The 12,704-nt window shown below is 68.0% G+C and carries 12 protein-coding genes; 10 read left to right on the top strand and 2 right to left on the bottom strand.

Annotated elements, in window-relative coordinates:
• Positions 1–43 precede the first annotated feature (43 nt).
• The 5 genes from ACUDP5_RS12470 (at position 44) to ACUDP5_RS12450 (ending at position 6,620) form a co-directional block, all read left to right on the top strand.
• On the top strand, positions 44–517 hold the full coding sequence (locus ACUDP5_RS12470; protein ID WP_445658881.1) for a hypothetical protein: 474 nt from the start codon (positions 44–46) through the stop codon (positions 515–517).
• The gene (locus ACUDP5_RS12465) at positions 514–1,902 is read left to right on the top strand and encodes a tripartite tricarboxylate transporter permease (protein WP_025137710.1); all 1,389 of its coding nucleotides are present in this window, start codon (positions 514–516) and stop codon (positions 1,900–1,902) included. The genes ACUDP5_RS12470 and ACUDP5_RS12465 overlap by 4 nt, the downstream gene beginning before the upstream one ends.
• Positions 1,903–2,072: 170 nt before the next feature.
• On the top strand, positions 2,073–3,230 hold the full coding sequence (locus ACUDP5_RS12460) for a nitronate monooxygenase family protein (protein WP_263912611.1): 1,158 nt from the start codon (positions 2,073–2,075) through the stop codon (positions 3,228–3,230).
• Positions 3,231–3,321: 91 nt separating this feature from the next.
• Complete coding sequence (locus tag ACUDP5_RS12455) at positions 3,322–3,960, top strand: TetR/AcrR family transcriptional regulator (RefSeq protein WP_445658880.1); 639 nt, start codon at positions 3,322–3,324, stop codon at positions 3,958–3,960.
• The gene (locus ACUDP5_RS12450; RefSeq protein WP_445658879.1) at positions 3,957–6,620 is read left to right on the top strand and encodes a PEP/pyruvate-binding domain-containing protein; all 2,664 of its coding nucleotides are present in this window, start codon (positions 3,957–3,959) and stop codon (positions 6,618–6,620) included. The genes ACUDP5_RS12455 and ACUDP5_RS12450 overlap by 4 nt, the downstream gene beginning before the upstream one ends.
• Here the strand turns inward: ACUDP5_RS12450 and ACUDP5_RS12445 are convergent.
• Both ACUDP5_RS12445 and ACUDP5_RS12440 read right to left on the bottom strand, forming a co-directional pair.
• A complete protein-coding gene (locus ACUDP5_RS12445; protein WP_263912608.1) occupies positions 6,598–8,070 on the bottom strand; it encodes a HAMP domain-containing histidine kinase in 1,473 nt (490 codons plus the stop codon). The two genes, ACUDP5_RS12450 and ACUDP5_RS12445, sit on opposite strands and share 23 nt — an antisense overlap.
• Positions 8,067–8,798: a response regulator transcription factor gene (locus ACUDP5_RS12440; protein ID WP_445658878.1), complete on the bottom strand. Its 732-nt coding sequence runs from the start codon at positions 8,796–8,798 to the stop codon at positions 8,067–8,069. The genes ACUDP5_RS12445 and ACUDP5_RS12440 overlap by 4 nt, the downstream gene beginning before the upstream one ends.
• Positions 8,799–8,999: 201 nt before the next feature.
• Here ACUDP5_RS12440 and ACUDP5_RS12435 point away from each other — a divergent pair, with 201 nt between their 5' ends.
• The 5 genes from ACUDP5_RS12435 to msrA all read left to right on the top strand — a co-directional run bounded on the left by ACUDP5_RS12435 (position 9,000) and on the right by msrA (position 12,214).
• Positions 9,000–9,719, top strand: a complete 720-nt coding sequence (locus ACUDP5_RS12435; protein ID WP_445658877.1) for a cytochrome b/b6 domain-containing protein — start codon at positions 9,000–9,002, stop codon at positions 9,717–9,719.
• Between the two features lie 10 nt (positions 9,720–9,729).
• Positions 9,730–10,521: a molybdopterin-binding protein gene (locus tag ACUDP5_RS12430; RefSeq protein WP_445658876.1), complete on the top strand. Its 792-nt coding sequence runs from the start codon at positions 9,730–9,732 to the stop codon at positions 10,519–10,521.
• 54 nt (positions 10,522–10,575) lie between these two features.
• A complete protein-coding gene (locus tag ACUDP5_RS12425) occupies positions 10,576–10,917 on the top strand; it encodes a pentapeptide MXKDX repeat protein (RefSeq protein WP_445658875.1) in 342 nt (113 codons plus the stop codon).
• 69 nt (positions 10,918–10,986) lie between these two features.
• On the top strand, positions 10,987–11,487 hold the full coding sequence (gene msrB / locus ACUDP5_RS12420; RefSeq protein ID WP_263912603.1) for a peptide-methionine (R)-S-oxide reductase MsrB: 501 nt from the start codon (positions 10,987–10,989) through the stop codon (positions 11,485–11,487).
• 37 nt (positions 11,488–11,524) lie between these two features.
• Positions 11,525–12,214, top strand: coding sequence for a peptide-methionine (S)-S-oxide reductase MsrA (gene msrA, locus ACUDP5_RS12415; protein ID WP_445658874.1), 690 nt, complete (start codon positions 11,525–11,527; stop codon positions 12,212–12,214).
• Positions 12,215–12,704: the final 490 nt, after the last annotated feature.

The following is a 12,704-nucleotide window of genomic DNA, read 5'->3' as shown; positions in this document are numbered from 1 at the left end:
GCGCGCCAGACCTGGCCGCCGCCCATCCATCAAGGAGACAGACATGGATAGAGACAGCAAGGCGTCCGCCGGACGCCTGGCCGAAGTATGGAACGACACGGTCGACCTGCGCCACCTGGCCTGGGCGATCGTCATCGGCATCGGCGTCAGCGTGGCGGGCTTTTACAGCGCCAGCAGCTGGCTGCGCACCCGCGTGGCCTCGCCCGAACTGGCCCACGCCTACGCCATGCTGGCAGGCCTGGCCGGCTGCGTGCTGGCCGGCGTGATCTGCGCACGCCTGTTCCCGCCCAAGCGTGAAGTGGTCGAGCACAGCGCCTCGCACGATCCCGCCTGGCGTGCCGAAGTGCTGGCCGAACTGGCCGCGCAACCTGGCGGCCTGGGCACGCTGGCGGACCTGCCGCCCGCCGTCGTGCAGGAACTGAAGGAACTGGACCTGTACGAACTGTTTGCCGCGCCGCCCCCCGCGCCCGCCGCCGTCAACCTGCCGCAAGGCGCCGCCAAAGAGGTGCTGGCATGAGCGATCCCGCGCTGCTTGAACAAATCATGGTGGCCGCGGCCATGGGCCTGCTGGGCGCCGTGGTGTTCGCCGCCATCGGCCTGGTGTCCGGCACCGACGAGACCACCACGCTGGCCCCGCTGACGCTGCTGGTCGTGCTGCTGGGCGTGCCGCCCGCCGGCGTCTTCACGTTCTTCCTGGCCGGCGCCGTCGCCAAGCACATGACCCATGCCGTGCCGACCGCGCTGCTGGGCATCCCCGGCGACACGCTGGCCACGCCACTGCTGCAGGACGCCAACATGCTGCGCAAGCTGGGCGTGCCGCACATCGCGCTGCGCAAGATGGTGTCCGGCGCCATCGTCGCGGCCTTCGTGGCCGTGCCGCTGGCGGTGCTGTTTGCCGTGCTGCTGGCGCCGTTCGGCGGCGCCATCACCAAGTCGGCGCCGTGGATCTTCCTGGCCGCGGCCGTGCTGATCGCCTACTTCTCGGCCGGCCGCTGGGCCGCGGTGGCGCTGCTGGTGCCCTTCGTGGTGGTGATCGTGGCGCTGCAAAGCCTGACGGCCAAGTACGGCGTCAAGCTCAGCATCAGCTATTTCCTGGGCATTGCCATCGGCCCGTTGATCGCCGACCTGTTCACCGTGATCGCGCCGCAGGGCCGCGCGAAGATGATGCGCGACAAGGTGCGCACGTTCTCGCTGGCGCCGGACGTTAAGGGCTGGTCGGGTTATTTTCCGAACCCGCTCAAGGTCATGGACCGCATCCAGACCCGCTGGACGCTGGCCACCGCCACGATTTCCAGCGCCACCTTCGTGTTCAGCCCGGTCGCCATGACCGTGGTGCTGGGCGAACTGGTCGGCTCGCGCATCAAGCATGCCTACCACCGCCTGACCACGGTGCTCAGCGCGCGCAACGGCGTTACCGAGGCGACCTACATCGCCGAGGCCCTGATTCCGCTGATCGCCTTCGGCCTGCCGCTCAGCCCGGTGGCTGCCGGCCCCGCCGCGCCGCTGTTCAACGCCCCGCCCCGCTTCACGGTGGATGCGGCCACCGGCGAAACCCACAACCTGCACAACCTGCTGAACCACTGGGAATTCCTGGGCTACGGCATGCTGGCGGTGTTGCTGGCGGCCGTGGTGTCGTACCCGTTCGCCATGAACTTCGCGCGCCGCGCCGCGCTGTTCGTGTCGCGCAAGGTCAGCCACGAGGCCATCATTGCCACCTTCGTCGGTCTGATCATCGTCATCAGCGTCTGGGAAGGCCAGTTCCTGGGCCTGCTGGTGATCCTGACCATGGGCCTGTTCGGCGGCCTCTTGTCGCGCCTGTTCGGCTTCAATACCGGCGTGCAGTTCATGGGCTACTACACCGCCGTGCTGACGGTGCCGGCGCTGGTCAAGCTGGTGGCGTAACGCGCGGGTCCGGTCGGGGCGCTTGCGCCCCGGCCCCGCCCGGCGGCCGGCGTCCCCGAATAACCCTGCCGCCCTCCCTGCCGTTTCCCCCACCCGCTTGATCCCGCGCAAAGCGCAGCGCCACGCCTTGCTCTAGCCTCGGAACCACTGTTCCTAAGAAAGGCGAATTCATGACGTGGTTCAAATCTCTCACCCTTGCCGGCCGCGAGTTGCTGCCCATTGTCCAGGGCGGCATGGGCGTGGGCGTATCCGCCCACCGCCTGGCCGGCGCGGTCGCCAGCCAGAATGCGGTCGGCACCATCGCCAGCGTGGATTTGCGCCATCACCACCCCGACCTGGTCGAGCAGACCGAACACTGCCGTGACCGCGAGCGCATCGACAGCGCCAACCGCGTGGCCCTGCACCGCGAAGTGCGCGCCGCGCTGGACACGGCACAAGGCCGCGGGCTGGTGGCGGTGAACGTGATGAAAGCCGTGCGCGACCACCCCGCCCTGGTGCGCCAGGCCTGCGAAAGCGGCGCCCAGGCCATCGTCATGGGCGCCGGCCTGCCGCTGGACCTGCCCGACATGACCGCCGACTACCCCAAGGTGGCGCTGGTGCCGATCCTGTCCGAAGCGCGCGGCGTGGCCGCCGTGCTGAAGAAATGGATGAAAAAGGGCCGCATGGCCGACGCCGTCGTCATCGAACACCCCGGCTACGCGGGCGGCCACCTGGGCGCCGCGCGCCTGGACGACATCCACGACGAGCGCTTCGAATTCAAGCGCGTGCTGGGCGAATGCCATCAGCTGTTCCATGACCTGCAACTGGGTAGCGACGCCCCGCGCCTGATCGTGGCCGGCGGCGTGGGCAGCCACGAGCAGGTGCGCCACTGGCTGGCCAACGGCGCCGATGCGGTGCAGGTCGGCACGGCCTTTGCGGTGACGCAGGAAGGCGACGCGCACGAGAACTTCAAGCGCGTGCTGATGCAGGCCGACCCGACAAAGCTGGCCGAATTCACCAGCGTGGCCGGCCTGCCGGCCCGCGCCGTCGCCACGCCGTGGCTGACCCGCTACCTGCGCCAGGAAAAGACGCTGCAGGCCGGCGCCCGCTGCGACCCGCGCCGGTGCAGCCAGCGCATGGACTGCCTGACGCAGTGCGGCATACGCGACGGCATCTCGCGCTTCGGCCAGTTCTGCATCGACCTGAAGCTGGCCGCCGCCATGCGCGGCGAAGTCAGCCGCGGCCTGTTCTTTCGCGGCGCGTCCAGGCTGCCGTTCGGCGATGCGATGCGCAGCGTGCGGGAATTGATGGATTACTTGCTGAACGGCCGGATGCCCGCGGCAGCATGACGGTTGGCGGGCGCCGGGGTACGGCGCCTGGGGCTTTCAAAAATTATTGAACGACGTACAATATTATTCGTCGTTCAATAACTTACCGACCATGCCCGCCGCCTCCCCCGCCACCCCCGCCGCCCCCGGCCTGCGCGAACGCAAGCGCCAGCACACGCTGGACCATCTGGCCCAGACCGCCTATCGCCTGTTCGAAACGCTGGGCTACGACGCGGTCACCATGGAACAGATCGCGGCCCAGGCCGACGTGTCCAAGGGCACGCTGTACAACCACTTTCCAGTCAAGGAAGCGCTGCTGGCGCATCGCTTTCATGCCGAACTGGCCGCGAGCGCAGCCGATCTGTTGCCCGGCCTGCGCGCCCAGCCCGACTTCGCGAAACGGCTCAAGCGCGTGCTGCACGCGTCGGCGCATTGGTCGGAATCTAACCGCGCCTATCTGGGCCCCTACCTGCGGTACCGGCTGTCGACCCTGCGAGCGGATCACGACACCGACAAATCGCCACGCAGCGGCATGCAGGCGCTATTCGAAGGGCTGATCGCGCAAGCCCAGGCCGCCGGCCAATTGCGCGCGGACCTGTCCACCGAACGCCTGGCCCACCAGCTGCAGTTCCTGCACCTGGGCGCCCTGCTGCGGTGGCTGGACCTGCCCGGCGCCAGCTTGCGCAAGGAATTCGACGCCCTGACATCGCTGTTCGTGCAAGGCGCCGCCGCCCCCGGAAACGCGCCATGACATCGCAAACGCCCGCCGGCCCGTCGCCCGATCGCGTGCCCGGCCCCACCCCCGCAGCCACCTCGGCGGCCACCGCGGCCCCGGAAGGCGCCGAGGTCCTGGATTGGGCGGCCGCCCGCCAGGCCGGCCCCGCCATCGCCGGCGGCAAGGGTTGGCAATTGGCGCGCATGGCCGAACTGGGCGTGCCGGTGCCGCCCGGGTTTGTGCTGTCGGCCCAGGCCGGCGCCGCGCATCGACACGGCCAACCCGTGCCGGCCGACGTCGCCCGGGCGCTGCGCGACGCCCTGCACGCACGCGGCTGGCTCGACACCCCCCTGGCCCTGCGTTCGTCCGCCCCGCAGGAAGACGGCGGCGCGGCGTCCTTCGCCGGCATCCACCTGTCCTGCCTGAACGTGCGGGGCGTACAGGCCGCCATCGAGGCGTTGCAACGCATCTGGGACTCGGCCCGGACGCCGCAGGCCGATGCCTACCGTCAGCGGCTGGGCCTGAGCCATGACGACCGGGCCATGGCGGTGGTCGTCATGCCGCTGGTCGACGCCACCGCGTCGGGCATCGCCTTCACCTGCGATCCGCTCACGGGGCGCCACGACCACATGGTGATCCACGCCAACTGGGGCCTGGGCGAATCGCTGGTCGCCGGCCAGGCGGACGGCGACGAATACCGGCTGCGCGCAGATGCATTGACGCTGACGTGGTCGCTGATGGACGCGCGCCTCGGCGCCAAGCGCCGAACCACGCGCCCCCTCGAAGGCGGCGGCACGCAACTGGTGGACCAGGCCGCCGAACACGCCGCCCGCGCCGTGCTGACGGCCACGCAGATCGACACCTTGGCGGCGCTCGTGCGCGACGCCGCGCGCGCACTGGATTACTCCGCCGCGCCCTACGATCTGGAATGGGCCTGGGACGGCAGCCGCTTCTGGATCGTGCAGGCGCGCCCCGTCACCGCCCTGGCACGCCACACCTATCCCGGCCTGCAATCGCAGCCGTCATACTGGTCGCGCGGCAACACCCGCGAGGTGCTGCCGCAGCCCATGTCCGCGCTGGAATGGGATGGCGGCCGGGTCATGGCGCAACGCATGCTGACCTGCGGATTCGAGCTCAGCGGCTACCCCACGCTGCCCGGCGTGCGGATGGTGGCAATGTTCCAGGGCCGCGCCTACCTGGATGCCTCCGTCATCCAGTGGGTCGGCCACGACGCGCTGGGCATTGCGCCGCACGCCATGAACGCCATGCTGGGCGGCCCGCAGCCCGATATCCAGGTGCCGCGCCCCACCCTGCTGCAACGGCTGAACCATGGCCTGCGCCTGCTGCGCTATCTGCGCCGGGCCGCGCCGCTGCGCCGCCGCGCCCAAGACGATCTGCCGCGCCAGTTCGCGCGCGCCCAGGCCTGGCTATACGAGGCGCTGCCGGCCACCCCGGCCGCACTGGGCGCGCGCCTGCGCGAACAGTTCCTGACCGTGGCCGCGGCCGACGACCTGTTTTTCCTGCAAGGCTCGGGCGGCGGTGCGCTGTCCAAGCTGCTCGACATCGTGGAACGGGCCCGCCCCGGCGCAGGCCACGCCTTGACCGCCGCGCTGATGGCCGGCGGCGAGCCCAGCGTGACCGCGGCGCAAAGCTATGCCTTGATGGCGCTCGCGCAATTGGCATCGCGTGAACCGCAGGCGCTGGCCTGGCTGCGTGCGCCTGACCGCGACAGCGCCGCCTGGGCCGACCAGTTGCCGCCGGACAGCGCGTTTCGCCGCGCGTTGGCGGATTTCCTGGCGCGCTACGGGCACCGCGCCGTGTACGAAACCTATATGCGCAACCCGCGCTGGCGCGAGGCGCCCGGCTACGTCCTGGACAGCGTGCTGAACCTGATCGGCACCGATCCCGACGCCCTGCGTGCCCGCCAGGAACAGGGGGCACGGGATGCCTGGCGCCAGGTGCGCGCGGTCTTGCCGTGGTGGCAGCGGCCGCTGGCCGCCAGGCTGCTGGCGGCCGCCCGGATCGAAGGCGCCCAGCGCGAAGCCGCGCGCAGCGTGCTGGTGGCCTACCTGGCGGCGGCGCGGCGCAGTGCGCGGGAACTGGGTGCACGGCTGATGGCCGCTGCGGACGACATCTTTCACCTGACCGCCGAGGAAGTGTTCGCGCTGGCCGACGGCCGCCTGGCGCCCGTCCACGCCGAACGGCGCGCGGCGGACCGGCGCGCCCAATTGCAACGGTGGGCCGGGACGCCGGACATCGATGTGATCGTCGAATATGACAACGCGTCGTCATCGCGGCATAACCTTGCAGCCAGCACGGCCACGCGCACCGCCGCGCCCGCGGACGCCGACACGTGGCGCGGCACCCCGGTGTCCGCCGGTCGGGCGCAAGGCCCGGCCTTCATCGCCCGCGACCCAGCCCAGGCGCTGGCCATGCCCGCGGGCGCCATCCTGATCGCGCCATCCACCGACCCCGCCTGGACCCCGCTGTTCCTGCGCGCCGGCGCCGTGGTGATGGAAGCCGGCGGCTACCTGTCGCACGGCGCCATCGTTGCGCGCGAGTTCGGCGTGCCGGCCCTGGTCAACGTGCAGGGCATCCTGCAGCAGGCGGCAACGGGCGAGCTATTGGACGTGGATGCCACGCAAGGCGTGGTGCGGCGCCTGCACGCTGTCCCTAGCGCGCCACCGGCAGGTTGAATTCAAACACGGCGCCCGGCTCGGCCCGTTCCACCAGCCGGATATCGCTGTGGTGCAGCTGCAGGATGCGGTGCACGATCACCAGCCCCAGCCCGCCACTGTCGCGCGGGCCGTTGGCCAGCACGGATGCGCGGGTGAACAGGCCGGCGCGCAGCGCCTCGGGAATGCCGGCGCCGGTGTCGCTGACCCGCACCTGCACGCCCTCTCGCGCCTGCCCCAGGCTCAGTTCGATATTGCCGCCCGGTGCGCTATGGCGGATGGCGTTGTCCAGCAGGTTGGTCAGTACGCGCTCGATCATGCCCAGGTCGGCCCGCACCGGCGGCAGTTCATGCGCGATCGCCGTGGTCAGCCGTTGCTGGCGCGCCTCGGCGGCCAGTTCGAATTTCTGGATCACGTCCTGAGCCAGTTCGGGCAGCGAAAAGGTCTCGGGTTCCAGCCGCACCAAACCGGATTCCAGCCGCGCCAGTTCGAACAGCTCCTGCGCCAGCCGGCCCACCTTGCGGCTTTGCGCCAGCGCGATGTCCAGGTAGCGGCGGCGTTCGGACGCATCCAGCGTGTCGTCCTTCATGCGCAGCGTTTCCAGGTAGCCGTGCAGCGACGTCAGCGGCGTGCGCAGGTCGTGCGAGATATTGGCCACCAGGTCGCGCCGCTGCTGGTCCTGCCGCGTCAGTTCGCGCCATTGTTCTGAAATGCGGCGCCCCATCTGCACGAAACTGCGGCGCAGCAGCGAAATCTCGTCGCCGCTGGTGTCCGTGGCGTCCGCGGGCTTTTCCAGCGCCGCCAGCGCCCGGCCGTCGTCGCCGTCGAAATCCCGCACGGCCCGCGTCAGGCCGCGCAAGGGCCGGGTGATCAGCCCGAACGCCGCCAGGCCCGCCACCAGCCCCAGCAGGGCCACCAGCGCAATCGACCACAGGGTCGTGCGCAGCACCGAGCTGCGCGACACCGCCATGGCCAGCGCATCGTGCGCCTGGCCTTGCAGCACCACGTACACGTAGCCCTTGTCCTGCCCCGCCACCCGCACCGGCGCGGCCGAAAACACCTTGGCGGTGCCCAGGTGGCGCGGATCGTCGCCTTCGATGGGCAACGCCTCGCCCGCCAGGAAGCGCCGCACCGGCGCCAGGTCCACCCGGTCGCGCTTGATCTGCCCCGGCGGCGCAGCGTCGCCCACGATGCGACCGTCGTTGGACAGCAGGTACACCTCGACCGACGGGTTCACGGCCATCAGCATGCCGAAGAGCGAACGCACCGCGTCGGGCTTCCAGCCATTGGCGTCCATCAATTCGTTGGTGCCGGCGATATGCTGCGCCAGCCCGCTGGACAGCCGCTGCACCACTTCCTGTTCGTAGCGCACGTTGGCCGAAATCTGGAACCAGGCCGACGCGCCGCAGCAGGCCAGCAGCAGCAAGGCGAACACGCCGGACAGGCGCTGGGTCAGGGTCAGGCGCTTCATGAGGCGGATTCCGGTTGCGGCGCGGGCCCGGCCGCGAATTTGTAGCCGCGTCCCCAGACCGTCAGGATGCGCTGCGGATTGGACGGGTCGGTCTCGATCTTGGTGCGCAGCCGGTTGATGTGCGTGTTCACGGTGTGCTCGTAGCCTTCGTGCTGGTAGCCCCACACCTGGTTCAGCAGATCCAGCCGCGAAAACACCTTGTCCGGATGACGGGCAAAGAAGTGCAGCAGGTCGAATTCACGCGGGGTCAGTTCCAGGCGGCGATCGTCCACCGATGCCGTGCGTGCAATGGGATCGATGGCCACGCCGTGCTGGCGCAGGCTGCCGGCGTCGATGCGGGCGTTGCGTTCCAGCGCGTCGGTGCGGCGCAGCAGCGCCCGCACCCGCGCCACCAGTTCCAACATCGAAAACGGTTTGGCCAGGTAGTCGTCGGCGCCCAGTTCCAGCCCCAGGATGCGGTGCACCTCGCTGGACCGCGCGCTGGTGATGATGATGGGCGTATAGCGCGCCATCGCCCGGGCGCGCTTGCAGATTTCCAGGCCGTCGATGCCCGGCAGCATCAGGTCCAGCACCAGCGCATCCCAGTCGCCTTCTTCCAGCCGGCGCATGCCCTCGTTGCCATCGGCGGCGTGCTCGACGGCATAGCCCTCGTCGCGCAGGTGCAGGCGCAGCAGTTCGGCAATGTGGGCGTCGTCTTCGACGATCAGGACGCGGCGGGGCGTATCCATAGGCGGGCTCGGGTGGGTGGCACGGCGGGGGGCCGCAAAAACGTCAACCGCAGGCGTGAACGCTTGCGGGGGCACCGCTATTGTCGCCAATCCGCGGCGGCCAGTTATCACATTTATTTTAAGTTTGCGTGAGGACTTGGATATCGGCGCCGGGGAAGAATGGCTCCAACGACAACGAACCGCCTCCCCAAGGAGCCCCCCATGGCCGCCACCCGTGACCGCCCCCCCGCCGCCCTGCCCCCCGGGCTGACCGCCCAGGCGGCGCCTGCCCACGGCCGGTCGGCCCCGCTGGCCCCGGCCCCCGCTGCGGCAGGCCCGACCCGCCCGGCAGGCGGCGCCGCCCCGATCCACCCCGGCTGGCTGCGCATCACCCATTGGCTCAATGCCCTGGCCGTCGTCATCATGGTCACCAGCGGCTGGCGCATCTACAACGCCGCGCCGTTCTTCGACTTTGCCTTTCCCAACGGCATCACCCTGGGCGGCTGGCTGGGCGGCGCCCTGCAATGGCATTTTGCCGGCATGTGGCTGCTGCTGGCCAATGGCCTGCTGTACCTGGGCCTGAACCTGACGACCGGCCGCCTGGCCCGCAAATTCTTCCCCGTCGGACCGCGCGGCGTACTGGCCGACCTGGGCGCCGCCCTGCGCGGCAAGCTCTCGCATGCCGACCCGCGCCACTACAACCAGGTGCAGCGGCTGGCCTATCTGTTCGTCATCGCCGACATCACCGTCTTGATCCTGTCCGGACTGGTGCTGTGGAAGTCGGTGCAGTTCGACACCCTGCGCGCGCTGTTCGGCGGCTATGAATTCGCGCGCCGCATCCATTTCTTCGCCATGGCGCTGCTGGTGGCTTTCGTGGCGGTTCACCTGGCCATGGTGGCCCTGGTGCCGCGCAGCCTCATCGCCATGATCCGCGGCAAATAAGGAGCCTCGCGTGAGCGCAAAACGACGCCTGTCACTGCTGGGCCTGGACGGCCCCGCCATCCTCAAAGAAGCCGTCAAGATCCTGGACAAGCGGGTCGAGGCGCCGTCGCGCCGCGCCTTCCTGCGCCGCAGCCTGACCCTGGGCGGCCTGGCCATGCTGTCCGGCTGTTCGCTGTCCGATGACGAGAACGTCGAGAAAGCCCTGACCAGCGTGTCGCGCTTGAACGACCGCGTGCAGGGCTGGATCTTCGACCCCAACAAGCTTGCCCCCACCTACCCCGAATCCATGATCACCCGGCCGTTTCCGTTCAATGCCTATTACGGTATCGACGAGGTGCGGCACGTGGACGAAGACAGCTTCCGGCTGGAAGTCACCGGCATGGTCGCCGACAAGCGCCGCTGGCGCCTGGAGGAACTGCGCGCCATGGCCCAGATCGACCAGGTCACGCGCCACATCTGCGTCGAAGGCTGGAGCGCCATCGGCAAATGGGGCGGCGTGCCGTTTTCCACCTTTCTCAAGCGTGTCGGGGCCGACCTGACGGCCAAGTACGTCGGCTTCAAGTGCGCCGACGACTACTACACCAGCATCGACATGCCCACCGCGTTGCACCCGCAGACCATCCTGGCGCTGACGTACGACGGCAAGACCCTGCCGCCGGAGTACGGCTTTCCCATGAAGCTGCGGATGCCCACCAAGCTTGGCTACAAGAACCCCAAGCACATCCAGGCGATCTTCGTCACCAACACCTACCCGGGCGGTTACTGGGAGGACCAGGGCTACAACTGGTTCGGCGGCAGCTAGGTGGTTTTTTGCGCTTTCGCGTTTTCACTCAACGACACACCAAAGGAACTCATCATGAAGCAACTCACCACCGCCGCGTTTGCCGTCTGCCTCGCCTTCGGCGCCGTCGCGGCCCATGCCGCCGACAGCATGAGCAAGGATTCGATGTCCAAGGACGGCGCACCCGCCAGCAGCATGTCCAAGGATGGCATGGCGAAAGACGGCATGTCCAAGGGCAGCATGAGCAAGGACGGCATGAAGAAGGATTCCATGGGCAAGGACGGGATGTCCAAGGATTCCATGTCGAAGGATTCGATGTCCAAAGGCTCGATGTCCAAGGATTCGATGTCCAAGGACGGCATGTCCAAAGGCGGCATGAGCAAGGATTCCATGGGCAAGGATTCCATGAGCAAGTGAGGACGGGGGCCGGCCCATCGGGGCCACCCGGCCGCCGGCCCACCCGACACCCCACACACGGAGCCCATCATGAGACTGACACGCAGGCATTTTCTCAGCGCAGGCGGCGCCGTTGCCGCGGCCGCCGGCCTGGCGCCCTTGCTGGGCGCCAACCGGGCGCGCGCAGCGCAAGCCCAGGCCTACCCCTACACGCTGACCGACGCCGAATGGCGCGCCAAGCTGACCGCCGCGCAATACGACGTGCTGCGCCGCGAGGGCACCGAACGGCCCTACACCAGCCCGCTGAACAACGAGCACCGAGCCGGCACCTTTGCCTGCGCCGGCTGCGCCCAGAAGCTGTTTTCGTCCACCACCAAGTTCGACAGCGGCACCGGCTGGCCCAGCTTCTGGCAGCCCCTGGACCATGCCGTGGCCACGCTGCAAGACCGCAGCTTCGGCATGACCCGCACGGCCGTCAACTGCAGCAACTGCGGCGGCCACCTGGGGCATGTCTTCGATGATGGCCCCCGCCCCACCGGTCTACGCTATTGCATGAACGGCGTGGCCATGAGCTTCACCCCGCAGGCCTGACTCCGGCCCGCGTCTTTTCTGTACAGGAATCCGCATCATGCCTATCCGCCCCCGCGTCCTTTGCGCCGCCTTGGTCGCCACCGCCGGCCTGTTCGCCGCCCACGCAGCAGGCGCCGCCGAGCGCGCCTTCATCATCCCGCCCCCCGCCGTCGACGAGCCGGCCACCGCCGCCCAGGAAAAAGCCGTCATCGCCGGCGGCTGCTTCTGGGGCGTGCAGGCCGTGTTCCAGCACGTCAAGGGCGTGACGTCCGCGGTGTCCGGCTACGCCGGCGGCCAGGCGTCCACGGCCGACTACGACACGGTCAGCGGCGGACGCAGCGGTCATGCCGAATCCGTCGAAATCACCTATGACCCCAAGCAGGTCAGCTACGGCCAGCTGCTGCAGATCTATTTCTCGGTGGCGCACGACCCCACCCAGCTGAACCGCCAGGGGCCAGACAGCGGCACGCAGTATCGGTCCACCGTCTTCCCCGCCAACGACAGCCAGCGCAAGGTGGCCGAAGCCTACATCGCGCAGCTGGACAAGGCGGGCGTGTATCCCAAGACGCTGGCGACCACGGTGGAACCGCTGAAGGGCTTCTACCCGGCCGAGGGCTACCACCAGGACTATCTGGTGCGCCACCCCTACAGCATGTACATCATGGTCAATGACGTGCCCAAGGTGGAAAACCTGGCCAAGACCTTTCCGGCGGCGTATCGAGACAAGCCGGTGCTGGTGAATCCGTAGGCATTGAACGCCGAATCGCCTGGCGTTCACGCCTGAATCGCTTGGTGGCTGCCCATGGGCAGCCACTTGCGCTTGTGGATGCCGCTCATTATTTTCAATAATGCAGTGTTTTATTATTAATGACATAAAAAGCGCTTAATAATTAATTCCTGGAATATCCAACAACTAGAGAATCAATAATAAGCATCACAGCACCATCACCACATCCATCGCCCCTCATCCCGCCCCGTTTTTTATACGATTAAATGTATCAATTCACGCCATTTTGATAATGCGGACGGTATCTAAAACCCTGTTTAAAATCAATCGGTTGGTATCCACAACCCGACCCTTAATAATACGGATGGTATCCAAACACCCCTACTTTGTATTGCAAAAAAAATTAGTATAAATTCCGTCCTTTTTTTCGATTCCTCGCAGCGCCAGAGCATTTTGTTTCGTTATGCAGCAACTTCGTTACATCGGCGAAAAATGCCCGGGCGAGATTATC

The organism is Achromobacter sp. NCFB-sbj8-Ac1-l (assembly GCF_052695805.1).
The sequence above is the reverse complement of the archived record's forward strand: the minus strand, read 5'-3'. Positions and strand labels throughout refer to the sequence as shown.